This is a genomic window from Ensifer adhaerens, from assembly GCF_000697965.2.
GTDB lineage: Bacteria > Pseudomonadota > Alphaproteobacteria > Rhizobiales > Rhizobiaceae > Ensifer > Ensifer adhaerens.
In genome coordinates, this window is sequence record NZ_CP015882.1 from 1,045,721 (window position 1) to 1,068,767 (window position 23,047).

Sequence of the window (23,047 nt, forward strand, 5' to 3'; positions counted from 1 at the left end):
ACCAGTGGGGCGGGAGCATGATTGCGCTCGCCCCGGCATCTCTTCCAGGAATTAAACCAAATGTTTGTCCTCTTCCGCAAGGATGCGACCGAAGCTTGCAGAAGCTCCACCCCAGAATTGAAGCTGCGGACACGGGACATTGTACAATCTGATATCGGTCGTTCTGAAGAAGCGCCTCGATCTTTCATTCAAGACATCGCCAGACTTCCGCGCAAGGATCGTGGAAGCTCCCGGGCAATGGATGAACGAGCGCGAGGTCGGAAGGCTAAGGCAGGACCTGCGAAAAGTCGCGCAACGGTCGGTTCCCGATGGGGAGCTCGGCTACGGCATCTTCTCCGAGCGTGAAGATGCGCTCACCCGAACGATCGTCACGCTCGTCTACCGGGTTTCCGACGGTGAGCCGGTTGCCTTCAACGCGCTGCCTGTCCTCCAGGTCTCTCTTTCCGGCAAACCGGTCGAAGTCCTCCACCTGGGGCTCGTGATGATCGACCCGGCGGTTCGCAGCCAAGGGCTTTCCTGGATCCTCTACGGCCTCACCTGTTTCCTTCTCTTTTTGCGCAACCAGCTTCGCCCGCTCTGGATTTCGAATGTCACCCAGGTGCCGGCCGTTGCCGGCATGGTGGCCGAGACCTTCAGCGGCGTCTTTCCCGCACCCACCCGTGGCGCACGCAGATCCCTGCGCCAGCAACTGATCGCCACGGCCATCATGGAATCACATCGCCATGTCTTCGGGGTCGGCCCTGACGCCGGCTTCGATGCCGATCGTTTCGTCATCACCAATTCCTATACCGGCGGTTCCGACAACCTGAAGAAGACGTTCGAGGCGGCCCCGAAGCACCGCAAGGCGGAGTATAACGACTTCTGCGCCGCCGAACTCGACTACGATCGCGGTGACGACCTCCTGCAAATCGGACAGTTGGATCTCAATGCGGCTCAGCGCTACCTCATGGAAAGCGTGCCGCGCAACGCGCTTGGTCGCCTTGCCGTTGCAAGTAGTGTCATCCTCGTACAAAGGCTCGTGCTGCCCGCGTTGCATTGGGCTGACAGCCGCCGGCAGTGGGGCGTGTTGAGGCCCAGCCGATGAGCAGCCAATTTTCCTACGAGACCTTCACCACACGCAACATCGGCTTCGTCACCGAAGCGGAACAACGGCGCCTGAGCCAGGCGACCGTTTTCGTCTGTGGAACCGGCGGCATGGGTGGCGCCTGTATCCAGTCGCTCGCGCGCGCCGGGATTGGTCGCCTGGTTCTTGCCGATATCGATGATTTCGAGCTTTCGAACCTCAACCGGCAGGTCTTCTGCTTCGCCGACACGATCGGCATGCCGAAGGCGCAGGCAACCCGCGAGCTTTGCCTCAAGATCAATCCCGGCCTGGACGTGACCGTCTACGGGCCCGAATGGACCGACCATGCCGATGCGATCATTGCCGCAGCCGATGTCGTCATCAACGGAACCGACGATCTCGGCGCCAGCCTGCTGCTCTATCGCACGTCGCGAGATCACGGCCAGACGGTGATCGACGCCTACGCCTCGCCGCTGCCCTCCGTCTATGTGACACGCCCGCAGGATTCGATGCCCGAGGAGCGGCTCGGTTATCCGACTGTCGGCACGGCCTGGAACGCGTTGACGCCGGACCAGCGGGCCGAGGCGTTCCTGCGCGAGGCGGAATATGTGATGGTGCATTCGTCGTCCCGTCACCATGTCGACCTGTCGCTCGCCGGTGAAGTGATCGCCGGCACCCGCAGCCGCATGTCTTTCGCGCCGATGGTGATCTCAACGGGCACATTGATGGCCTATGAGGCGATCCATGCAATCCTCGGCCGCCCACAGTCCGCCGATTGCCGCGGCTGGTTCTTCAACCCGCATGCCGGACGCGTCGAGCGACCCCGCAATGCGCTCGTTGCGGCACTGCTGCGACCGCTGGTAAGGCGCTACCTGACCCGACTTGCAGCTCCGGCGACGCCATGAACACCTCGCTTATTGCCGATAGTTTCGTTTCGCTGGCGGCACTGGGTGGTCTGCTCGTGCTCATCGGGGTGATCCGCAGTTTCGACGCCAAGAGCCCGTTGAACCGTCGGTTCCTCTTCGGTCTGCAGGTGCTGGCGGCCTTGATGGCGAGCCGGGTGCTCGCCTGGTGGACGGACCTTTTCATCTTCAAGGCCGCGACGATCATAACCGCGGGGCTCGTCCCGCTCTCGACCGTTCTGCTTGCCGAGGGCCTGTTGCGGCGACACGCGCCGAGAAACACGAAGTGGATCGCGGCCGGCGGCGCGGCCACCTTCTTCGTCCTCGCATTCCTGCCGGTATCGCTCGCCGAACCCTGGCGGGTCGCACTGCTGTTCCTCTACCAACTGGTCACCTTCGCCCTTGCCGGTCACATGACAGTGACGCGCGATCGGACGAGCCTGTCGAAGGCGGAAAACCAGGCCGTCGACCGCATTGCTCTCTCGCTGCTTTTGATCCTTCCGCTGCTCGTGACGGACTTTCGCTCCGTCTACATCGACCAGCCAGTGCGGCTCGGCGGGGTCGCCATCCTGTTCCTGTGCTGGCTGCTGATCAGCCTTGGCCAGCGCGCCGTCGGGCACCGTGACACGGTGGTCTCCTTCGTCATCCTGCTTTCCGTTGCGCTCCTTGCAGCCCTCGTCATCGGCGTCGAAAACAGCCTCGAACCAGCCGCGCTGGTGCGAGCGGCAAGCGTCATCCTCAGTGCCGCCCTGCTCGGCGTGATCTGGAAGGACAGCATCAGCCTGCGCATGGAGCAACGGCGGCAAAGCCTGATCCGGCATCTGGCGGAGGACAGCATCGACGACACGCTGGGCTTTCTCGAGGAGCTGCAGAACCATCCATTGGTCGACGGCGCACTTCTGCTTGGCGAGGACGAACTCTCCGACCTCGACTTGCCCACGGTCAAGGCGCTGTTTGCGACCCGCCCACTGCTGCGCATTGCCGAGACGGGAGGCCTTCCTCAAGAGGATGCGGAGCAGATGTCCTGGCTGCTTGAAAAATACGAGGCAACCCACGTCATGCTTGTGTCCAACCGGCCGTTCCGACTGATTGCGCTCAACATGCCTTCCGTCTCCGCCACGCCGGGTGCAGAAACCGAATTGAAGGTCGTCCAGCGCATGGCCATGCTGATCTCCGAAAGAGACCCGCTTCATGATTGATATCCGTACCGGCGATATCGACGCCTTCTTCTCAGCGCCCTTTCAGATCTACGGTGCGCGGAAACCCTATGTCTCGCCGATGCTGAGCGACCTCAAGCGCTTCCTTTCCGCCGAGACGAATCCACTCTTCGACACGGCTGCCGACTATGCCTGCTTCACGGCCCATGAGGGTGGTGCCGTGCGCGGGCGCATAACGGCGCATGTGCATCGCGCATCGAACGCGCAGTTCGCACTTGATCGCGGCTATTTCGGTTACTTCGACTGTGCCGACGATGAACGGGTCGCAGCCGCCCTCCTGGAGCGAGCAGAGGATTGGGCGCGCGCGAAGGGCTTTCGGGAGATCCTTGGAAACTTCAACCTGACGGCCATGCAGCAGGTGGGCGTCATGACCGGTGGTTTCGAGAACGCGCCCTATACCGACCAGATCTGGGGACCGCCCTATCTGCCTCGCTTGTTGGAAAACCGGGGCTATGCGCCCTGTTTCCCGATGACCACTTTCGAAATCGACATTCGCACCGTGGAGATCGACGGATTGCTTGCCAGCGCGCAGATGCGCGCTCTTTTCGACGACGATTTCCGCTTTTCGCCAATCCGGCGATCGACGCTCGAACAAAGGCTGGAGACTCCCGATTGATCCTCAACGAGAGCTTCGCAGACAATCCGATGTTCGTGCCCGTCAGCCGTGCGGAGTTCGAGTTTCAGGCCAAGGAGATGAAGTGGATCATGGATCCACGCATTTCGGCGGTCGCGGAAAAGGACGGCACGCCTGCCGGCGCGGTGATCGCCATTCCTGATGTCAATCCGATGCTGAAGGCGATGGGCTCACGGCTGGGACTGACTGCGCCCTGGTACCTGCTCAAGCATCGCCTGAAGCGCCGCCGCGCCGTGATCATATTCCAGGGTGTGAAGCCGGAACACCAGGGACGCGGGCTCAACCCGCTGCTGCTTGCCCATGTGCTGGGCGAGATGCGCCGTGCCGGCTATGACACCGCCGGTGGCACCTGGATTGCAGACGTCAACGCGGCGAGCCTGAGACAGGCGGAGAAGGCGGGCGCAAGGCCGCTTCATCGCCTGCATCTCTTCGGAAAGACGCTATGAAGCGCGTTGATGCCGCCATGCTCGCCGTTCTCGCGGCGGAGGCCAACCTCGCCCCTTCCGTCCACAACACCCAGCCTGCGCGCTGGGCGCTCGACGAGGAGGGACGCGTCCTGCTTGCCGCCGACCTCTCCCGGCATCTGAGCGTCGGCGATCCGACCAGCCGCGATATGGGGCTTTCCTGTGGGGCGGCACTTGAGGGCATGGCGATGGCGCTCGCAGCCCGCGGGATCGGTGTGACGATCGATGATCTCTGGACGCGCAATCTACTCGATTGGAGACCCGGCTATCGGTTGGCCGCACGGCTACAGCTTACCGGCGAGGACGCGGTGCGGCCGGCGCTTTCTGAGTGGACCGCCAGGCGCTTCACATGGCGGGCGCGTTTCTCGCCAACCTCCCCTGAGCAGATTAAGAGGCTCGAGCACTGGGCCGTTCAGGCGGTCGATGTGAGGCTTGCGTACGGCCGCAAGGACCTTGCCTTCGTTGCGTCGCTCAACGACCGGTCAAGCCTCGCAACCATGCGAGAACGCGCATTCCGCGATGAACTCGTAAGATGGATGCGACTGTCACCCCGGCATCCGGCCTATTCCACTGACGGCCTCAACCTCGCAGCCTTGCAGATGGGACGACTGGAAGGTGCACTGGCGGGACATCTTCTGGCCTCACCGCTTTTCGACATTGCCGACCGCCTGGGGCTTGGCCAAGCTCTCGTCGCGGAGTTGGAAAAGACGATGACGGCAGCCGCCTGTCTCCTGTTTCACCGGCCGGAGAATGAGAGCCCGATCGTCTCCGGACAAGCCTTCTACCGTTTCTGGCTGAGCTTCACCCGCTTTGGTTTTGCCGGCTGGCCGATGGCGGTGCTTGCCGACCTGCCATCCGCTGCGCAGGCGTTGCGAGAGCGCTTCGCGCTGCCACCCGGACACCGGCTGATCAACGTGCTGCGCGTTGGGCCGGCACCGTCGACGGTTCCGAAGTATCGCCTTCCGGCAGGCGATCTCGTGCTGGACGGGAAGCCGGCCTGAAGGGCCGGCTTCCTTTTCGACATCCTCAGGCGGCGTTCTCGGCCTTTGCCGTCTCGGCGAGAAGCCTCTGGGCGTTGACGAAGTCCACCTTGCCGGTACCGAGCACCGGTACGGCACCTACCCTCACCTCCGAGGGAACCATCATGTCCATGGCGCCCTTGTCTTTGGCGAAGCGGAGGAAGGCGGCGCGTGTCGCACCCGGAGCGTCGGTGAGCATGACCAGGCGCTCACCTTTCTTGGGATCAGGCAGCGACACGACGACCGTCAACTGGCCGGGCCACATCTCGCCCGCCAGCGCCTCCACGGCGCCGAGCGAAACCATCTCGCCGCCGACCTTGGCGAACCGTTTGGCCCGCCCGCGGATGACGATGAAGCCCTCTTCATCAACCGTGACGATGTCGCCGGTGTCATGCCAGCCATCGGGTGTCGGTTCGATCACGCCGGGCGCTTCCACGCGAAGATATCCGGCCATGACGTTGGCGCCGCGGATGAAGAGCCGTCCGCCCTCGGTGACACCCGGCACGGCATCGAGCCTGTACTCCATGCCCGGCATGATCTTGCCGACGCTGCCGGCCTTGTTGAACATCGGTGTGTTCAGCGCGATCACCGGCGCGGCCTCGGTCACACCATAGCCTTCGAGGATGCGGACGCCGAACTTTTCCATGTAGAGCGCACGGGTGGCTGCCCGGACCGGCTCGGCGCCGGCAAAGCAGTATCGGATCGAGCGGAAGTCATAGGGGTGCGCCGTTCGTGCATAGCCGTTCAGGAAGGTGTCGGTCCCAAAGATGATCGTCGCGTTGGACGCATAGATCAACTCCGGGATGATGCGGTAGTGCAGCGGTGACGGATAGAAATAGACCGGCACGCCGGAGATGAGCGGCAGGACCGTTCCGGCCGTGAGACCGAAGGAATGGAACACCGGCAGGATGTTGAACACCTTGTCGCCCGAGTGGAAATCGATGCGCGAAGCAGCCTGGGCCGCGTTGGAGAGGATGTTGCGGTGTGTCAGCACCACGCCCTTCGGCGTACCCTCGGATCCCGAAGTGTAGAGAATGACCGCCGGCTCGTCGGCCGTGCGCCGGACGAGCGGCCGCCCCTTTCGCAAAAGACCACGCAGCTTGTCGGCAAGACCGATCGTCTGGCGCAGATCATCGAGCCAGACGATCTCCACCGTCTTCGCCAATTCCTCGACGACGGGCCCGAGTTTCGCCTGGGCGACGAAGGCACGCGACGTCAGCACATGACGGACCTCGGCTGCCTTGCAGGCCGAGATGATGTTGGCTGCACCGGCGGTGAAGTTGAGCATGGCCGGTACCTTACCGGCGGACATCACGCCGAGGATGGTGGCAACCGCACCGTTGGCGTTGGGCAGGAGAACGCCAAGCGCCTTTTCGTTCGGGAAGAGCGACTGGAACTTCGCGCCGAGCACGGCCGCACCGGTCAATAGCTTGCCATAGGTGAGCGAACCGGTGACCGGGTCCTGCACGGCGAGCCTGTTGAACCCGCGCTCCCTGGCCGTCTTGATTACCTTCTCGATCACGGTGGTGTCCGTGTCGGTGGTGCGGAACATCAGCATCGACATGACCTGGTAGAGCGCAGCACCCGCGGCCATGCGGCGCTTGCGGCCCTTCAGTTCTTCCGGAACGGACAGGCGAACCGGCTCCAGAATGGTGACCTTCACCTTCGGGAACAGGCGACGGCGAACGTGCATGGAACTGAGGCGTGAGAAGTAGCTCTTCTCCAGCCCATCGATACGCACCGGCACGACCATGGAGCCGGTCTTGTCGGCCACCATCGCGGCGCCGTCATAGACCTTCATCAGCGCACCGGTTACCGTGATGCGGCCCTCAGGGAAGATCACCAACGGCTCACCATTGTTGACTGTCTTGATGAGCGTGCGCGTTGCCATTGGCTTTGACGGATCCAGAGGCAGGAAGTTGCACATCTTCAGGAACGGCCTGACCCACCAGGCCTTGGCGATCGTGTAGTCGACCGCGAAAGTCGGTTCCTCCTCGGTGAGTGCCAGCGCCAGCGCACCATCGAGGAAGGACACGTGGTTGAGCGCAATGATCGGTGCGCGACCGGCCTTCTTCAGATTGTCGAGGCCTTCGACTTCCAACCGCAGGAAGGCGCGGAAGAGGATGGAGACGAAATCGCGGAATGCGTTGGTCGGCAGCGTGCGCAGCATAACCCAGGCCGCAACGGCATTGGCAAGGGCAAGGCCAGCAAAGAGCACCGGTGTCGACATGCCCAATGCCTGCAGGATCGCGACAAGGCCGCCGCCAACGGTGATGAAGGCTGCAGACAGCACGTTCGACGCACCGATGACGCGCGAACGCTGGTCCTCTTGCGCCCAGGCCTGAAGCGCTGCGAGCGTGGGTACGGCGAGGAATGCCCCGGCAATCGCCATGCCGGCAAGATCGATGGCGATCCGTACCGTGTAGGGACCGGCGAAGAAGGCAGGGAGCGTCTCCGTCGGGGCGACCGCACCGGCATGCCCGACGCACCAGGCGAGATCGAGGCCGAAGAGCGCCATGATCAGCGTGCCGGCTGGTGCCGGCAGCAGCACGATACGGCCCGCAGACATCCAGGCCGCGATTGCGGAGCCGACACCGATGGCCACGGCAAAGACAGCGAGATAGGCGGTAATTGCGGTTTCGTCGCCGCCGAGATGATTCTTCACCATCGGCGGCAGCAGCGACAGCACGATAGCGCCTGCCAGCCAGAACCAGGCGGCCATCAGCGCGGTGCGCCAAAGCCGCCTGTCGCCGCGCAGCGACGCAACGAGCCGGCCGGTGGAGCGCAAGACGTTGCGATCGGCGACAAGGTCCGGCGCCTTGGCGCCAAGACGCGGAATGTAGCGGCTCGAAAGCCAGCAGGCGAGCGCCAGGCCGAGCATCATGGGACCAAACAGCCAGGGATTGACGCCGTCGGCTGCGGCAATCCCTGCGATGACAGTGCCGCTGAGAATGGCGATGAACGTCGCACCCTCGATCCAGGCGTTGGCGCGCGGTAGTTCCTTGCGCTCCAGGTGGTCGGGAAGGATACCGTATTTGACCGGCCCGAAGAGCGCGGAGATGGCGCCGAACAGGAAGAGCGCAACCAGCAGCACCGCGATGGAGGAGAACGCGATCCCGACAACCGCAACGCCTGCGGCAGCAAGCTCCCAGCGCTTCAGTCGCTCGGCAACGATCGCCTTGTCGAACTTGTCGGCGAGTTCGCCGCCGAGTGCGGAAAAGACTAGGAACGGCGCCATGAAGACGGCGCCGGCCAGCGTGACCAGCGATCCCGCATCATCGGCCGCCACGGTTGCGAGGATGAGGAAGACGAGCGTATTCTTAAGAAAATTGTCGTTGAACGCGGATAGAAACTGCGTCCAGAAGAGCGGCGCAAAGCGCCGGGATGTCATGAGATTGGTTTTCACGGGACGTCTCCCTTTTTTGAGCGTTCTAGATGAAAATAGTTACGCACTCGTCCACAGGTTGTTCGCCATAGCGACAAGGCTAATGAGCGATTAAACTTCGTCCGCCTTAATGCCGAGCAGCAATTTCTCGGTCTTGGCATCATCGATCCTGCGGATGAGCTTTTCTGCCTCCAGATTGTCGCGCAGCGTCTTGGTGACGTTCACGGCCGTCTGCAACAGCATCAGGATGCCCATGGCCAGGTACCCTTTGCCCCAGAGGTCGATCGGCATCATGTAAAGGCCAATCACCACCATGAAAGCGGCCACCCCGAAGCTAACATAAGAGAAGGAGGTCCAGGCCGGAGAGTGTTTCATCAGGCTGTCGTTCATCGTTGTTGTCCTTTGAGAAACAGAGGTTCTAAAGCGTAAGGTTCATCTTGGCGCGCAAGCGCTCGAGCACGTCGTCGGCGCTTGTCACCAGAGGGCGTCCGCAACCGGCCGCAGCCAGTTTCTGCGCAAGTGCTGCCGGATCCGGCCGCTCTTCCAGCTCGATCAGCGCCTCGGCGGTCAATTCGGCCTCGCGCTGACGCGTTTCGAGCCGCGTGAGCGTTGCCTCGGCGTCGCTGAGTGTCGCGAGATCATTGCCGGGCACCTCTTTGGAAAGGCGCTGCGTCCGGTCACGTGCGGCGGCCAGGCGTTCGCCGCGGCGCAGCGCCTCCAGGCGCGTTTCGCTCTGCCGCACCGCTTGCCTCAGCCGATCTATTCCGTCTGCAAATTCCGCCTGAACCTGGCGCGCATTCTGCAGTTCGGTTTCCAGCCGCGCGATCGAGGCTGCGGCTTCCGCGGCCAGATCCTCTCGCCCCTTTTCAAGGGCTGCAATGGCGCGGATTTCGAGCTCCTCGATGTGAGCGGAAAGCCTCTCGACGTTTTCCTTTTCCAGGCGATTTTGCGCTATGGCCAAAGCGACGGCCCGTCGCGCGCTTTCGACACCGCGGGCAGCGTCGCGTATCTGCTGAGCAAGAATGGGCAGCGCATGCCGATCGGCGAAGGCCTCCTCCGCCATATGAGCGCGACCGCGCAAGAGCGTTACGATTTGTTTGAACATCTCCTCACCTCCATGTATGAACAATGTTCAATAATGTTTTCCCACAAAAATGAACGTTGTTCAAGATTGAAAATGAACATCGTTCAACAAAATGAGGTGGCCAGTGGCCGGAAAGCGTGAAGCGAAGAAGGAAGATCTGAGATCGAGGCTTATTGCCGCCGGCACGGAGCTGATCCGGGAGCAAGGATTAAAGAACCTGCGCGCCCGCGATATAGCCGAGCGTGCAGGTGCAGCACTCGGCGGGCTCTACACCGTCTTCGATGATCTCGACGGACTGATCCTGCATATCAACTCGGGTACATTGAAGCGCCTGGAAGCCGCCCTCAACGCTGCGGTCCAACCGGCGGCAGATGTTCAGGAGGCCTTCCTGAGCCTGTCGCTCGCCTATCTCCGTTTTGCGCTCGCAGAGCGAAATCTATGGTCGGCGCTATTTGAACACAGAATGCCCGAGGGTGCCCCGGTCCCCGAGTGGCATCTTGCCGAACACGGCTTTCTGATCGGTCTCATCGCAGCACCGCTTGCGCAGCAGTTTCCGGAGGCTGCTCAGGAGGATGTGGCAGTTCGTGCCCGCACGTTCTTCGCGGCCGTTCATGGGGTAATCTCTCTCAGCCTGGAAGGACGGTTCATCGGAATAACGCCCGAAGTGCTCGAGCGCGAGATTACAGCACTCGCCGGACTTCTTGCCAGGCGCCCGAACTGACGCGCTCATTGCCGGATTGCGGGTTTCAGCGCGAGAGATCGCGAACTGGGGCTTAAGCGATCGTCAAAGGACAACAGGAAAGCGGAAGAGGCTAACCGGCGATATTGAAGCGGCTGGACCTTGGCCCGGCAGATCGGTGAAGGTCCATTTCGTAGCGGGTAGCCCACACCTGGTGCGGGCTACCCATTTGTCGCTGTCCAACTGGTTGCGTCCGAGCCCGGCTATTGCTGTGCCGGAGCGGTGTCTTGGAGTTTTGCCTGAACCTTCTTGGCGACTGCGGGATCGCTCTGTGCAGCCGTAAGGATTGCCGAATACTCTTCGATCGAAATGGCCGGTGAGGCTTGGACGGCCTCGACCATTTTCTTGCTGGCTTCGGTCTCCAGGTCCTTCTTCGCCGTTGCATCCGACGTTGCTTCTATCTTGGCGGAATATTCCTGCCTCACCTTGTCGACCTGAAGATAGGCAACCGCGAAGGCCTCGATTTTCTGGTCGCTGATCGCAGCGTCCGGGCCCTTGCTGCCAGCCTGGCCCTGCGTCGGCTGGGTCGTTTCGGCCTGAGCGATCTCAAGGGCGGATGCGGGACTGACGACCATGAAGCTAAAGACTGCCGCCGCGAGCGACGCGACGGGTTTGTAACCGGTGATCATATTCATTCCTCTCTGATGCGCATGACGTGATTAGGAGCGATACTGACTTTCAATCGCCCCTAAGGTCGGCCGGATACCGAATGCGCCGCGACGATGGAACGTTGGAATGGGCTCGATGCGGCCGTATCGGGGCCATTTGCTGACCATTCCACGGCAGCTTTACGGCTCACCCGACGCCTCCGGTCCCACACTTTCTCCCGGTCCCGGACCGACTACTTCTTCCCCACCCGTTGGCGCCGGACCCGGCGCGTCAGATTGAACACGTCATGGCCGGCACCGGAAACGATGTCGCGATGGGAGAGTTGGCACCCTCTTTGCGCTTGCTCTAACGGCCGCGATCAAATCGCGATCGAAAGCGATCACCGGCGAGTGCCAGGTTAGACGCCCTGAAGATCGATCGCGCCATGGCAACGCCGCCGACATCGAGGTCGCCTGCGATATCGCGGCCACGCGGTTTCGATAGGATGTCTGGTCGCGCATTCCGCTTCGGCGGCGGACCGACGTCCTCATCCGTTTTTCCGAATTGATCGCCGAGAGCCGTGACATCCTGGCGGTGCTCGATACGATGGAGATGGGCAAGCCGATCGCCAAAATGTGTGCGAAGAACCGGGACCGATGCCGGTCGCCAAGATCGAGTACGTAGTCAACGAGGCGCAGGCGACGGTCGAATTCGCCTCAAAGCTGACGGCGGCACCGGCATCAGTCGCCGCCCGACGCTGCCTGATCCATGCGCATCTGGCGCAGCATGTTCCGCCCGGCGATCAGCATCTCGAACAGGAAGGCCAACAGCGACCCGATGAGCGAGACGATCGCGCCGCCGAAAAACCAGAAAAGGTTCTCCTCGCGAAACCCGAAGGCAAGCGCGCCGGCGAGCAGATTGAGAATGGCGCAGCCCGTGCAGATCGCCGCGAAAGTCCCCAGCGCAACGGCGATCTCCAGCGCCAGCGTCCGCCGGCGCAGATAGTCAAGCTGCATCCGCCGCGCGTCGTTCTGCTCGTATTTCTCCCCGATCTCGTTGACGCGATCGGACACCCTGCCAAGCCGGGAGGCATAGACACTGACGAAGCCGGCAGTGCCGGCGAGAAGAAAGACGGGCGCCAGCGAGGTTTGGACGATCGAAGCGAGATCGATGACAGTCGACGGCGTCTCCATGCTTGCCTTCATTTTGCGTCGCTCGCTTCCGGCGAGACCGGGAGGAGCACTCTAGTCAGTTTTGACGGATATAGTAGCGATACAAACACCAAGATATGGCGCAGATAGATGCGCTTCATACCCTTATCGAGGGAATGCGGGAGCGACCCAGCCCGACGTTCACACGCCCAACAGCAACGTCCGCACCAGGGGATGCTTGGCGTCGGCAAGGCCGTCGACGACGTTGAAGTGGTGCCGGTCCGGCTCCGCGACAGCAGCCGTCGTTGCACCCAATCCGGTCCAGATATTGGCAAGAAGCGCGTTCTGACGCAGGAACTCCGCACGCTCTCCGCCTCCGACCCAGCAGGTGATGCGGGCGTCTGGCATCGGCCGCAGCAGTGCCGGGCTCTGTGAAAGTGCCTCGGCCTCGTCGATCGCGAGCTTCTCGTTCATGGCCGTCGACATGATCGGGCGCAGGTCATGCACGCCGGAGATCGAGACGACGTTGCGGATCCGGCCCTGGACATCAGGCGAAAGCGGCGCGGTCGTCGTGATCATTCGGCTGACGAGGTGGCCGCCGGCCGAATGGCCGGTCAGCATCAAGGGACCCTCGACGCGTTTCGATGCCTCGCTGATAGCGGCGGCGACCTCTTCGACGATCCCGGCAATGCGAATCTTTGGGCAGAGCGTGTAGGACGGCATCGCGACGGCATAGCCGCGCTCCACTGCTCCGGCCGCCAGGTGCGACCAGAAGCTCTTGTCGAGCTGTAGCCAGTACCCACCGTGGACGAAGACCACCAGGCCCTTGGGCGAACCGTCGGGAAGAAAGATATCCATGCGGTTCCTCGGCCGATCGCCATAGGCAAGGTCGAGTTTGGCGCGTCCAGCGCTCAAGAGGGCGTTGCGGAACGCCTCGGCCGGTTTGACCCAGGCTTCCGGCCAGCGATCGCCGCGCGCGATGTTCGAGCCGTTCGCATAGGCGTCGTCCCAGTCGGAAATGCGGTGTTCCAGCATCGATTTCATCCTCCCTTTGATGTCTCCTCACAGATAGCAATCGCCTGCCCCACCGGGAAAGGCAATGCCGGCAATCGAAAAAACTTTAGGCTTGAAATAATTTTGGACTGGTGCGATGCTGCCCCATGTTCAGCCGAGAAGTGGAGGTCTCGCTGTGCCTATCGCCATAACTGGAGTCGCGCCGGCGACGGCCCGTGTCACTTTGAATAGTGCCGCGACGCTTGCCGCTTGTCCGCAGACCAGGGCTTTGAACCACCGCAAGACTTTCCGCCGGCTTTGAACAATGCCTGGGCAACAGGCACGAACGAAATTAGGGAACAGCCGCCACATGCTTGGACCGACTTCGCACGTCGATACGTTCACCCGTGACCATCTTCCGCCACAGGAAGAATGGCCGGAGTTTCTTCTCGAAGGTTTTGACTACCCGGATCACCTCAACGCCGCCGTCGAATTGACGGACGCCATGGTTGCCAAGGGTTTCGGCGATCATACCGCGTTGATCGGCAATGGCCGCCGCCGGACTTACAAGGAACTGTCCGACTGGACCAACCGTCTCGCCCACGCGCTGGTTGAGAATTACGGTGTGAAGCCCGGGCACCGCGTGCTCATCCGCTCCGCCAACAATCCGGCCATGGTCGCCTGCTGGCTGGCAGCCACCAAGGCCGGCGCCGTCGTCGTCAACACCATGCCGATGCTCCGGGCCGGGGAACTCGCCAAGATCGTCGACAAGGCCGAAGTCAGCCTGGCACTTTGCGACACGCGACTGATGGAAGAAATGATCGTCTGCGCGAAGGACAGCCGCTTCCTGAAGCAGGTCGTGAGTTTCGACGGGACCGCGAACCACGACGCCGAACTCGACCGCATTGCGCTCGACAAATCAGTGGTCTTCGAGGCGGTGCATACCGGTCGCGACGATGTGGCGTTGCTCGGTTTCACCTCTGGCACGACGGGGATTCCGAAGGCGACCATGCACTTTCACCGCGATCTCCTGGCGATCGCCGACGGCTATGCCCGCGAAGTGCTCGGGGTCACGCCCGACGATATCTTCGTCGGCTCGCCGCCGCTCGCATTCACCTTTGGCCTTGGCGGCCTCGCGATCTTCCCCTTGCGCTTTGGAGCCGCAGCGACACTGCTCGAGCATGCGACGCCGGCCAACATGGTGGAGATCATCGAGAAGTACAAAGCGACGATCTCGTTTACCGCCCCCACCGCCTATCGGGCAATGATGAAGGCGATGGATAACGGCGCCGATCTTTCATCACTGCGCGTCGCGATCTCGGCGGGCGAGACCCTGCCCGGTCCGGTCTTCGAGGAATGGACGGCCAAGACCGGCAAGCCGATCCTCGACGGGATCGGCGCGACCGAGATGCTGCATATCTTCATTTCCAACCGCTTCGAGGACCGCAAGCCCGCCTCGACCGGAAAGCCGGTCGGCGGCTACGAAGCGCGGATCGTCAATGACGACATGCAGGAAGTCCCCCGCGGCACGATCGGCAGGCTTGCGGTGCGTGGCCCGACCGGCTGCCGCTACATGGCCGACAGCCGACAGCGCGACTATGTGCGCGACGGCTGGAACCTGACCGGCGACGCCTTCTATCAGGACGAGGACGGCTTCTTCCATTTCGCCGCCCGTTCGGACGACATGATCATCACCGCCGGCTACAACATCGCCGGCCCCGAGGTCGAAGCCGCCCTGATTTCCCACCCGGAGGTCGCAGAATGCGCCGTCGTCGGTGCGCCCGATCAGGAACGCGGCCAGATTGTCGAAGCCTATGTCGTTCTGATATCTGGCGTGTCGGCAGACGACGCAACGATCAAGCGTCTGCAGGATCATGTGAAGGCGACGATCGCGCCTTACAAATATCCGCGATCGGTAAAGTTCCTGGACAACCTGCCGAAAACAGCCACGGGCAAGATCCAGCGGTTCCGATTGCGGTCGGAGAACTGAAAACATGAGCAAATCATACGACCCTTCGAAAGAAGGCGCCCAGATGTCGTTCGAGGGACGCATGTCCTATAGCGACTACCTGATGCTGGAAAAGGTACTGGATGCGCAGGAGCCGCTTTCCAAAGCCCATGACGAGATGCTGTTCATCATCCAGCATCAGACGTCCGAGCTCTGGATGAAGCTCGCGCTGCACGAGATCAATGCGGCGGTCCGCTCGATCCGCGACGACCGGCTGGAGCCCGCATTCAAGATGCTGACGCGCGTCGCCCGCATCTTCGAGCAGCTGAACAGCGCCTGGGATGTGCTGCGAACGATGACCCCCAGCGAATACACCACGTTCCGTGAATCGCTCGGCCAATCCTCCGGCTTCCAGTCCTGGCAGTACCGGGCGATCGAGTTCCTCGCCGGCAACCGCAATGTCGCGATGCTCGGGCCGCATGCGCACCGCCCCGACATCATGGAAAAGCTGGAAGCGATCCTGGCAGCGCCGTCGCTCTACGACGAGGCGATCCGGCTTCTTTCGCGCAACGGTTTCGATGTCGGCGCGGAAGCGGACAAGAGCGATTGGCGCGAGACGCGCACGGCAAGCGAAAAGGTCTTCGCCGCCTGGCAGATCGTCTACCGCGATCCCGAGCGCTATTGGATGCTCTACGAGCTCGCCGAGAAACTGGTCGATTTCGAGGACTACTTCCGTCGCTGGCGCTTCAACCACGTCACGACCGTCGAGCGCATCATCGGCATGAAACGCGGAACCGGGGGCACATCCGGCGCGTCCTATCTGAAAAAGATGCTCGAAGTGGAACTTTTCCCCGAGCTCTGGCACGTGCGCACGGGTCTCTGATAGAACACAACCCAAAAGGGAACCAACAAAGAGGAGAACAGCATGAACCGCATTCTGGCACCAGGCCTTCTTGGCCTTTCACTTGCAACGTCAAGCCTTGCCCATGCCGAGCCGGTGAAGATCGGCGTCATCACCACGCTGTCGGGCGGCGGCGCCGGCCTCGGCATCGATATGCGCGACGCCTTCACGCTGGCGATCAAGCAGTCGGGCAACAAGGACGTCGAGCTGGTGATCGAGGACGATGCCCAGAAGCCGGAACTTGCGGTGCAGATCGCCGAGAAGATGATCCAGGGCGACAAGGTCGACCTGATGACGGGCATCATCTGGTCGAACCTTGCGATGGCCGTCGTGCCGAACACGGTGGCGCAGGACGTGATCTATCTGTCGCCGAACGCCGGTCCCTCGGCACTTGCCGGTGCGAACTGCAATGCGAACTATTTCAACGTCGCCTACCAGAACGACAATTTCCATGAGGCGATGGGCCAATACGCCAACAAGGATTACAAGAACGCCTTCATCCTCGCCCCCAACTACCCGGCCGGCAAGGACGCGCTGACCGGCTTCAAGCGCTATTACAAGGGCGCGCTTGCCGGCGAGATCTACACGCAGGTCGGGCAGACGGACTACGCCGCCGAAATCGCCCAGATCCGCGCCTCGGGTGCCGACACCGTCTACTTCTTCCTGCCCGGCGGCATGGGCATCGCCTTCATGAAGCAATATGCCCAGTCGGGCGTGAACATCCCCGTCATGGGCCCGGGCTTCTCCTTTAGCCAGGACGTCCTGCCGGCGATCGGCGACGCGGCGCTTGGCGTCAAGAACTCGGCGACCTGGTCGAAGGACCTCGACAACGAGGCCAACAAGAAGTTCGTCGAAGCCTTCAAGGCCGAGTACAAGCGCCTGCCCTCGATCTACGCGGCGCAGAGCTGGGATACCGCAAACCTGATCCTCGCCGCGCTGTCCAAGGCAAGCGTCAAAGACAAGGACGCCTTCCGCGCGGCACTTAAGGCAGCAGACTTCCAGTCGGTGCGCGGCAAATTCGTCTTCAACAACAACAACCACCCGATCCAGAACATCTACGTCCGCGAGGTGGTGAAGGAAGCCGACGGCGTGCTCACCAACAAGATTATCGCCACCGCCTTCGAAGACCACAAGGACGCCTACGCCGAGAAGTGCAGCATGTAGTGCCCTGCACCTGTCGTTTGCCCGGGTGCGCGGCCTTGATGCCGCCATCCGGTCGAAGATCCATGTCCTCCTGACATCAAGCTTGGACCGGTCTCTTGTTCACCGCACTTCTGATCGAACAACTGCTCAACGGGCTCCAGCTCGGTGTGATGCTGTTTCTGATGGCCGCCGGCCTGACCCTGATTTTCGGGGTCATGGGCCTCATCAACCTGGCGCACGGCTCACTGTATATGATCGGCGCGTTTGCCTGCGCCACGGTCGCAGCCGCCACCGGCTCCTTCTGGATCGGCCTCATCGCCAGCCTTGCAGCTGCAGCTGGTGTCGGCGCGATCATCGAGGTTGCCGTCATCCGCAGGCTCTACGACCGCGATCATCTCGATCAGGTCCTTGCGACCTTCGCGCTGATTCTGATCCTGTCGGAAGGCGCCCGCTGGCTCTTCGGCTCCTTCCCGCTCTATCTCGACATTCCGCCCTTGCTCCAGGGTGCCGTACCGCTGCCGGGCGGCGGCCAGTACCAGCTCTACCGCCTGGCGATCATCGGCGTCGGCATTGCCGTTGCGATCGGCCTCTATCTGTTGATCTCCAGAACCCGGCTCGGCATGCGCATCCGGGCGGGCGAGTCCGATCGAGAGATGATCGGAGCGCTCGGTGTCGACATCGGCACGCTCTATACGGTCGTCTTCGCACTCGGTGCAGCGCTTGCCGGGCTTGCCGGCGCGTTGGTGGGCGCATTGCAATCGGTGCAGGTCGGCATGGGCGAACCGGTCCTCATCCTCGCCTTCGTCGTCATCGTCATTGGCGGTATCGGCTCGATCAAGGGGGCACTGGTCGGCGCTGTCATCGTCGGTGTCGTCGACACGATGGGCCGTTTCCTGCTCCCATCGCTTCTGGCACTCACCATGCCCGCATCGCAGGCGACCACGATCGGGGCGGCGCTCGCCTCGATGCTGATCTACGTCGTCATGGCCCTTATCCTCGCCTTCAGGCCGAGTGGCCTGTTTTCGGCACAGTCGTGAGGCCAAGATGACCCGCGAAACCACAATCAACCTGCTGCTCGCCCTGCTGCTTCTCGGTGCGCCGATACTGGCTGCAAGCTTGGGCGAACCCTTCTATGTGACGCTCGCAACCCGCATCGTCGTGCTGGCGCTTGCCGCCGTCGGCCTCAATATGGCGCTCGGGCTTGGTGGGCTGCTCTCTTTCGGGCATGCGGCCTTTTTCGGCCTCGGCGGTTATGTCGCCGGCATCCTCGCCACGCACGCCTTCAATGCCGAGCCGCTCTTTGCCGGCATTCCGGCGACGACATCCATGCCGCTGATCTGGGTCGTCGCCGTCGCAGTCGCCGGGCTCATCGCGTTGCCGATCGGTGCGATCAGCCTGCGCACCTCAGGCGTCTATTTCATCATGATCACGCTCGCCTTCGCGCAGATGATCTACTACTTCGCGATCTCCTGGCCGGCCTATGGCGGCGAGGACGGCCTGTCGCTGTCGATGCGCAACGCCTTTCCCGGCGTCAACACGGCCAAGCCCCTGCCCTATTTCCTGATCTGCTACGCGGCACTGATGGCGGCGCTGCTTCTGTTTCGCGTGGTCGAGGGTTCACGCTTCGGCAGCGCCCTGCAGGCGGCGAGACAGAACGGTACCCGCCTTGCCGCAGTCGGCATCGCACCTTTCAACATCCGCCTCGTCGCCTTCGCCGTCTCGGCGATGATCACCGGGTTTGCCGGCGCGCTCTATGCCGACCTCAATCGCTTCGTCGGTCCCTCTATGCTCTCCTGGCACATGTCGGGTGAACTGATCGTGCTGATCATCCTCGGCGGCAAAGGCCGACTGTTCGGCCCGGTTGCCGGCGCGATGATCTTCGTCTTCTTCGAATATGTGCTCGGCGGCATCACCGAGCGCTGGCAGTTCTTCCTCGGCCTCATCCTGCTCGGCATCGTGCTGTTTGCCCGCGGCGGTCTGCTGGGTCTCCTCTCCGGAAAGCCGCGCCATGTCTGAGCCCGTTCTCGAAATCCGCGACCTCAGAAAATCCTTCGGCGCCCTTAAAGCGACTGATGGCGTCAGCCTCGAGCTTCACCCGGGGCAGATCCATGCGCTGATCGGCCCGAACGGCGCCGGCAAGAGCACGCTGATCCACCAGATCGCCGGATCGCTCAGGGCCGACAGCGGCACGATCCGTTTTCTCGGCCAGGATATCGGCGGCCTCGATATGGCCGCCCGCGCAAGGCTCGGCCTTGCCCGTAGCTTCCAGATCTCCTCGCTGGCGCAGGAATTCTCGGCTCTTCGCAACGTCATGCTGGCGGTGCAGGCGCGCCACGGCAGCAGCTTCCACTTCTTTCGCCAGGTCAGCAACGACAAGGAACTGACCGAACCGGCGATGGCGATGCTGGAGCGCGTCGATCTTGCTGCGCGTGCCCACGTGCCGGCGGCCGAACTCTCGCACGGCGAACGCCGGCAACTCGAAATCGCCATCGCGCTGGCGCTGTCGCCGAAAGTCTTTCTGTTCGACGAGCCCATGGCCGGCATGGGACCGGAGGGCTCCAAGCGGCTGACTTCGTTCCTTGATGGGCTGCGTCACGAAGCGCCAATGCTCTTGGTGGAGCACGACATGGATGCGGTCTTTGCGCTGGCGGATCGCATCTCCGTGCTGGTCTACGGCCGCATCATCGCGTCAGGCACAGTCGATGAAATCCGCAGCGATCCGGATGTGCGCCGGGCCTATCTGGGAGAAGCCGCGTGAGCCTGCTCGAACTCAAAGGTCTCGAAACCTTCTACGGCGCATCCCAAGCGCTCTTCGGCGTCACCCTAGATGTGCGCGAGGGCGAGGTCGTCGCGCTCATGGGCCGCAACGGCATGGGCAAGACGACGACGATCAACTCGATCCTCGGGCTCGTGCGCCCGCGTTCAGGCGCCATCTCCTTTGCCGGCAAGACCATCTCCGGCCTGCGCCCGCACCGGATTGCAAGGCTCGGCCTCGGTCTCGTTCCTGAAGGACGGCGCTGCTTTCCCAATCTCACCGTCATGGAGAACCTCGTCGCCACGGCTCGCGGAAACGAATGGACCTTCGAGAAAGTGACCGCGCTCTTCCCTCGCCTCGGCGAGCGGCGCGATCAGTATGCCAACACGCTTTCGGGCGGGGAGCAGCAGATGCTTGCGATCGGCCGGGCCTTGATGACCAATCCCAGCCTGCTCATTCTCGACGAGGCAACGGAAGGGCTGGCGCCGGTCATTCGCCAGGATATCTGGTCGGCGATCCGCACTCTGAAGGCGGCAGGGCAGTCGATCCTCGTCGTCGACAAGACGCTTTCGGAACTCCTGCCCGTTGCCGACCGCTGCTTCGTCTTGGAAAAGGGCGCGACCGTGTTCGAGGGAGCGCCGCTTGCGCTGACGCCAGAACTCCAGGATCGCTATCTCGGCGTTTGATCGGTCGCTCAGGCCGAGGGAATGCCACCGCCGAGCACTGTGGAATAGGCAGCCGCGTCGATGTTTCCGCCCGAGACCACGCAGACGATGTTTCCCTTGAGATCCGGCCGCGCGATTGCGGCGGCAAGCGAGGCAGCACCCGCGCCTTCGGCAACGATCTTCGCCTTCTTGAAGAGAATCCGCATCGCTTCGGTCACCTGCCCCGGGCTGACCGCAATCGCCCCATCGATCAGGTCACCGACCACCGGCCAGATCTGAGGCACCAGCGACGGCGCGCCGATGCTCTTGATAAAGGAGGGGCGGGTTTCGATCGTCACGATTTGGCCAGCGACCAGGGCCGCCGAAACAGGGGCGGCGCTGTCATCTTCAACCGCAAAGACACGGCAGCGGTCGGAAGCGGCCTTGATAGCGCTGGCCACCCCGGTGGTCATGCTGCCACCGCCATACGGGGTAAGCACGACGTCGACATCGGGCAGATCCTCGATGATCTCCACACCGATGGAGCCGTTCCCGGCCAGCACCGCCTGATCGGTCACCGGATTGATCAGCAGTTCCAGCGCATCCGGATGATCGGCGCCAGTGATGTAGTCCCACCAGGTCTCGGCACTGACGAACCGTACTTCTCCGCCGAGCGCACGCACACCGTCGATCTTGGTCTGGGGTGCGCCGCGATACATGTAGGCAACCATCGGCACACCGATGAGGCGTGCCGCCCAGGCCATGCCATAGGCCATATTGCCGGAACTGGTGACTGCGACGCCGCTTTCGAGTTCGGCCGGATCGCGCGACAACACAGCGTTCAAGGCGGGACGGAGCTTGAACGCGCCAATTGGCGACAGCGTCTCCAGTTTCAGGAATATCTGACGGTCCGGAAACCCAAGATCGAGCCTGACGAGCGGTGTGCGCGCGAAATGCGGCGCGATGCGTTTACGGGCATCGGCGATTTCCTCCGGGGTCGGGCGGTGTGGCGCGATCATTGCTTAAATCCCCCGTTAGCCGTCCTCTCGCCTCCAGGCACAATGGCTCTGAACGAATCCGCTGCGGGGCGGCAGCCTCGGTATGTGTCTGAACAAGAGGCAACGGGCGAAATACCGCCCGCTGCTCTTTGGTGCCATCAATCAGGTTACGGCCGCACGGACCGCGAAGCGCGCATCCTGCCATGCACCGGTCTTGAGGATGTCCTCCAGGATTTCGACGGCCTGCCAGACGTCGGCGTAGCTCACATAGAGCGGCGTGAAGCCGAAGCGCATCGTCGTCGGCGCGCGGAAATCACCGATAACGCCACGGGCAATCAGCGCCTGCATGATTTCGTAAGCGTGCGGGTGTTTGAACGATACCTGGCTTCCGCGCTTGGTTCCGTCGCGCGGGCTTTCGAGCGCCAGACCGTGGGCACCGCATTTCGCCTCAACGAGCGCGATGAAGAGATCCGTGAGCTGGATGCTCTTTTCGCGCAGCGCTTTCATGTCGACCTCGTCCCAGACGTCGAGCGCGCCCTTTAGCGCCCGCAGCGACAGGATCGGCTGTGTTCCGCAGAGGAAACGGCGGATGCCCTCGCCGGCAGCATAGTGCTTCTCGAAGGCGAAGGGACGGGCGTGTCCCCACCAGCCGGTGAGCGGCTGGCGGATATCGCCGTGGTGACGGGTGGCTGCATAGATGAAGGCGGGGGCTCCGGGGCCACCGTTCAGGTACTTGTAGGTGCAGCCGACCGCGAAATCGACATTGGCGCCGTCAAGATCGACTGGCAACGCGCCGGCCGTATGGCAGAGGTCCCAGATGACCAGTGCGCCATGTTCGTGCGCCTTGCGGGTCAGGGCCGCCATATCGCGCAGCTCGCCGGACTTGTAGTTGACGTGGTTGACCAGAACGACGGCGACGCTGCCATCGATCAGATCCTCGATCTCGGGCGCATCGACCCCTTCGAGCCTGAGCGAGGCGCCCGGACGCGTCGAGACCACGCCTTCGGCCATGTAGAGATCGGTCGGAAAACTGCCGCCTTCGCTGACGATCACCGACCGATCGCGCCGCAAGGCCATGGCCGCATGGAGGGCCTTGTAGATGTTGATCGACGTGGTGTCGCAGACGACGGTCTGGCCGGCGGCCGCCCCGATCAGCCGCCCGACCCGGTCGCCGAGCGTCAGCGGCATCTCGAACCAGCCGGCCGTATTCCAGCTGCGGATGAGGTCCTGCCCCCATTCCTCGGTGGCGGCCTTGCGAAGCTCGTCGAAGGCGGCGGTCGAGGCAACGCCGAGCGAGTTGCCGTCGAGATAGATGAGACCCGGCGGCAGGATGAAACGCTCGCGCATCGGGCTGAGCACATCGGCCACATCCATGGCCTTTATCGCGGCAAGATCAGGAACTGCATTCATGAAGGTGGT

The 23,047-nt window shown here is 62.6% G+C and carries 23 protein-coding genes; 15 read left to right on the forward strand and 8 right to left on the reverse strand.

The window, feature by feature from the left end; translation table 11 throughout:
* Positions 1-139 precede the first annotated feature (139 nt).
* The 6 genes from FA04_RS32350 to FA04_RS32370 are packed head-to-tail and all read left to right on the forward strand — an operon-like array spanning position 140 to position 5,281.
* Positions 140-1,084 (forward strand): hypothetical protein, encoded by a 945-nt coding sequence (locus FA04_RS32350; RefSeq protein ID WP_156553138.1) that lies wholly within the window; start codon positions 140-142, stop codon positions 1,082-1,084.
* A complete protein-coding gene (locus FA04_RS32355) occupies positions 1,081-1,968 on the forward strand; it encodes a HesA/MoeB/ThiF family protein (protein WP_034796311.1) in 888 nt (295 codons plus the stop codon). Before FA04_RS32350 ends, FA04_RS32355 begins: the two co-directional genes overlap by 4 nt.
* Positions 1,965-3,164 carry a hypothetical protein gene (locus FA04_RS32360; RefSeq protein WP_034796309.1) on the forward strand — a complete coding sequence of 400 codons (1,200 nt, stop codon included), beginning with the start codon at positions 1,965-1,967 and terminating at the stop codon, positions 3,162-3,164. Before FA04_RS32355 ends, FA04_RS32360 begins: the two co-directional genes overlap by 4 nt.
* The gene (locus FA04_RS36210; protein ID WP_234798832.1) at positions 3,157-3,798 is read left to right on the forward strand and encodes a hypothetical protein; all 642 of its coding nucleotides are present in this window, start codon (positions 3,157-3,159) and stop codon (positions 3,796-3,798) included. Before FA04_RS32360 ends, FA04_RS36210 begins: the two co-directional genes overlap by 8 nt.
* Positions 3,795-4,262: a GNAT family N-acetyltransferase gene (locus tag FA04_RS36215; protein ID WP_234798833.1), complete on the forward strand. Its 468-nt coding sequence runs from the start codon at positions 3,795-3,797 to the stop codon at positions 4,260-4,262. The genes FA04_RS36210 and FA04_RS36215 overlap by 4 nt, the downstream gene beginning before the upstream one ends.
* Positions 4,259-5,281 carry a nitroreductase family protein gene (locus FA04_RS32370; RefSeq protein WP_051659343.1) on the forward strand — a complete coding sequence of 341 codons (1,023 nt, stop codon included), beginning with the start codon at positions 4,259-4,261 and terminating at the stop codon, positions 5,279-5,281. The genes FA04_RS36215 and FA04_RS32370 overlap by 4 nt, the downstream gene beginning before the upstream one ends.
* Before the next feature lie 25 nt (positions 5,282-5,306).
* Here the strand turns inward: FA04_RS32370 and FA04_RS32375 are convergent, their stop codons facing one another.
* The 3 genes from FA04_RS32375 to FA04_RS32385 form a co-directional block, all read right to left on the reverse strand.
* Positions 5,307-8,705 carry an acyl-[ACP]--phospholipid O-acyltransferase gene (locus tag FA04_RS32375; RefSeq protein ID WP_034796307.1) on the reverse strand — a complete coding sequence of 1,133 codons (3,399 nt, stop codon included), beginning with the start codon at positions 8,703-8,705 and terminating at the stop codon, positions 5,307-5,309.
* A gap of 90 nt (positions 8,706-8,795) precedes the next feature.
* A complete protein-coding gene (locus tag FA04_RS32380) occupies positions 8,796-9,074 on the reverse strand; it encodes a YiaA/YiaB family inner membrane protein (protein ID WP_034796305.1) in 279 nt (92 codons plus the stop codon).
* A gap of 28 nt (positions 9,075-9,102) precedes the next feature.
* Positions 9,103-9,789, reverse strand: a complete 687-nt coding sequence (locus FA04_RS32385) for a PspA/IM30 family protein (RefSeq protein WP_034796301.1) — start codon at positions 9,787-9,789, stop codon at positions 9,103-9,105.
* 103 nt (positions 9,790-9,892) lie between these two features.
* On the opposite strand from FA04_RS32385, the gene FA04_RS32390 reads away from it, so the two are divergent.
* On the forward strand, positions 9,893-10,489 hold the full coding sequence (locus tag FA04_RS32390; RefSeq protein ID WP_034796298.1) for a TetR/AcrR family transcriptional regulator: 597 nt from the start codon (positions 9,893-9,895) through the stop codon (positions 10,487-10,489).
* 221 nt (positions 10,490-10,710) lie between these two features.
* Here the strand turns inward: FA04_RS32390 and FA04_RS32395 are convergent, their stop codons facing one another.
* Positions 10,711-11,136: a DUF4168 domain-containing protein gene (locus FA04_RS32395; protein ID WP_060530163.1), complete on the reverse strand. Its 426-nt coding sequence runs from the start codon at positions 11,134-11,136 to the stop codon at positions 10,711-10,713.
* 478 nt (positions 11,137-11,614) lie between these two features.
* On the opposite strand from FA04_RS32395, the gene FA04_RS36745 reads away from it, so the two are divergent.
* Entirely contained in the window at positions 11,615-11,779 is a 165-nt protein-coding gene (locus tag FA04_RS36745) for a hypothetical protein (protein ID WP_110819259.1), read from the forward strand.
* Positions 11,780-11,835: 56 nt separating this feature from the next.
* Here the strand turns inward: FA04_RS36745 and FA04_RS32400 are convergent, their stop codons facing one another.
* Both FA04_RS32400 and FA04_RS32405 read right to left on the reverse strand, forming a co-directional pair.
* The gene (locus FA04_RS32400; protein ID WP_034796355.1) at positions 11,836-12,288 is read right to left on the reverse strand and encodes a DUF2721 domain-containing protein; all 453 of its coding nucleotides are present in this window, start codon (positions 12,286-12,288) and stop codon (positions 11,836-11,838) included.
* A gap of 159 nt (positions 12,289-12,447) precedes the next feature.
* The gene (locus FA04_RS32405; protein WP_034796351.1) at positions 12,448-13,281 is read right to left on the reverse strand and encodes an alpha/beta hydrolase; all 834 of its coding nucleotides are present in this window, start codon (positions 13,279-13,281) and stop codon (positions 12,448-12,450) included.
* Between the two features lie 328 nt (positions 13,282-13,609).
* On the opposite strand from FA04_RS32405, the gene FA04_RS32410 reads away from it, so the two are divergent.
* From FA04_RS32410 to FA04_RS32440, 7 genes are all read left to right on the forward strand, one after another.
* Positions 13,610-15,229: a benzoate-CoA ligase family protein gene (locus tag FA04_RS32410; protein WP_034796293.1), complete on the forward strand. Its 1,620-nt coding sequence runs from the start codon at positions 13,610-13,612 to the stop codon at positions 15,227-15,229.
* Between the two features lie 4 nt (positions 15,230-15,233).
* Positions 15,234-16,070 (forward strand): tryptophan 2,3-dioxygenase, encoded by an 837-nt coding sequence (kynA, locus tag FA04_RS32415; RefSeq protein ID WP_034796290.1) that lies wholly within the window; start codon positions 15,234-15,236, stop codon positions 16,068-16,070.
* Positions 16,071-16,112: 42 nt separating this feature from the next.
* A complete protein-coding gene (locus tag FA04_RS32420; RefSeq protein ID WP_034796288.1) occupies positions 16,113-17,252 on the forward strand; it encodes an ABC transporter substrate-binding protein in 1,140 nt (379 codons plus the stop codon).
* A gap of 95 nt (positions 17,253-17,347) precedes the next feature.
* A complete protein-coding gene (locus tag FA04_RS32425) occupies positions 17,348-18,268 on the forward strand; it encodes a branched-chain amino acid ABC transporter permease (RefSeq protein ID WP_034796285.1) in 921 nt (306 codons plus the stop codon).
* A 7-nt stretch (positions 18,269-18,275) separates the two neighbouring features.
* The gene (locus FA04_RS32430; RefSeq protein WP_034796282.1) at positions 18,276-19,247 is read left to right on the forward strand and encodes a branched-chain amino acid ABC transporter permease; all 972 of its coding nucleotides are present in this window, start codon (positions 18,276-18,278) and stop codon (positions 19,245-19,247) included.
* Positions 19,240-19,989 carry an ABC transporter ATP-binding protein gene (locus FA04_RS32435; protein WP_034796279.1) on the forward strand — a complete coding sequence of 250 codons (750 nt, stop codon included), beginning with the start codon at positions 19,240-19,242 and terminating at the stop codon, positions 19,987-19,989. The genes FA04_RS32430 and FA04_RS32435 overlap by 8 nt, the downstream gene beginning before the upstream one ends.
* Positions 19,986-20,672 (forward strand): ABC transporter ATP-binding protein, encoded by a 687-nt coding sequence (locus tag FA04_RS32440; RefSeq protein WP_034796276.1) that lies wholly within the window; start codon positions 19,986-19,988, stop codon positions 20,670-20,672. The genes FA04_RS32435 and FA04_RS32440 overlap by 4 nt, the downstream gene beginning before the upstream one ends.
* A gap of 8 nt (positions 20,673-20,680) precedes the next feature.
* Here FA04_RS32440 and FA04_RS32445 read toward each other — a convergent pair whose 3' ends face one another.
* Positions 20,681-21,649, reverse strand: a complete 969-nt coding sequence (locus FA04_RS32445) for a threonine ammonia-lyase (RefSeq protein WP_034796273.1) — start codon at positions 21,647-21,649, stop codon at positions 20,681-20,683.
* 141 nt (positions 21,650-21,790) lie between these two features.
* The gene (kynU, locus tag FA04_RS32450) at positions 21,791-23,038 is read right to left on the reverse strand and encodes a kynureninase (RefSeq protein WP_034796348.1); all 1,248 of its coding nucleotides are present in this window, start codon (positions 23,036-23,038) and stop codon (positions 21,791-21,793) included.
* Positions 23,039-23,047: the final 9 nt, after the last annotated feature.

What these genes read in the sequence shown, in the direction of transcription:
- FA04_RS32355 (WP_034796311.1), top strand. Translation starts at nt 1,081, where the DNA reads ATGAGCAGCCAATTTTCCTACGAGACCTTCACCACACGCAACATCGGC.
- FA04_RS32405 (WP_034796351.1), bottom strand. Translation starts at nt 13,281, where the DNA reads ATGCTGGAACACCGCATTTCCGACTGGGACGACGCCTATGCGAACGGC.
- FA04_RS32380 (WP_034796305.1), bottom strand. Translation starts at nt 9,074, where the DNA reads ATGAACGACAGCCTGATGAAACACTCTCCGGCCTGGACCTCCTTCTCT.
- FA04_RS32410 (WP_034796293.1), top strand. Translation starts at nt 13,610, where the DNA reads ATGCTTGGACCGACTTCGCACGTCGATACGTTCACCCGTGACCATCTT.
- FA04_RS32395 (WP_060530163.1), bottom strand. Translation starts at nt 11,136, where the DNA reads ATGATCACCGGTTACAAACCCGTCGCGTCGCTCGCGGCGGCAGTCTTT.
- FA04_RS32430 (WP_034796282.1), top strand. Translation starts at nt 18,276, where the DNA reads ATGACCCGCGAAACCACAATCAACCTGCTGCTCGCCCTGCTGCTTCTC.
- FA04_RS36210 (WP_234798832.1), top strand. Translation starts at nt 3,157, where the DNA reads ATGATTGATATCCGTACCGGCGATATCGACGCCTTCTTCTCAGCGCCC.
- FA04_RS32445 (WP_034796273.1), bottom strand. Translation starts at nt 21,649, where the DNA reads ATGATCGCGCCACACCGCCCGACCCCGGAGGAAATCGCCGATGCCCGT.
- FA04_RS32360 (WP_034796309.1), top strand. Translation starts at nt 1,965, where the DNA reads ATGAACACCTCGCTTATTGCCGATAGTTTCGTTTCGCTGGCGGCACTG.
- FA04_RS32420 (WP_034796288.1), top strand. Translation starts at nt 16,113, where the DNA reads ATGAACCGCATTCTGGCACCAGGCCTTCTTGGCCTTTCACTTGCAACG.
- kynA (WP_034796290.1), top strand. Translation starts at nt 15,234, where the DNA reads ATGAGCAAATCATACGACCCTTCGAAAGAAGGCGCCCAGATGTCGTTC.
- FA04_RS32385 (WP_034796301.1), bottom strand. Translation starts at nt 9,789, where the DNA reads ATGTTCAAACAAATCGTAACGCTCTTGCGCGGTCGCGCTCATATGGCG.
- kynU (WP_034796348.1), bottom strand. Translation starts at nt 23,038, where the DNA reads ATGAATGCAGTTCCTGATCTTGCCGCGATAAAGGCCATGGATGTGGCC.
- FA04_RS32370 (WP_051659343.1), top strand. Translation starts at nt 4,259, where the DNA reads ATGAAGCGCGTTGATGCCGCCATGCTCGCCGTTCTCGCGGCGGAGGCC.
- FA04_RS32400 (WP_034796355.1), bottom strand. Translation starts at nt 12,288, where the DNA reads ATGGAGACGCCGTCGACTGTCATCGATCTCGCTTCGATCGTCCAAACC.
- FA04_RS32435 (WP_034796279.1), top strand. Translation starts at nt 19,240, where the DNA reads ATGTCTGAGCCCGTTCTCGAAATCCGCGACCTCAGAAAATCCTTCGGC.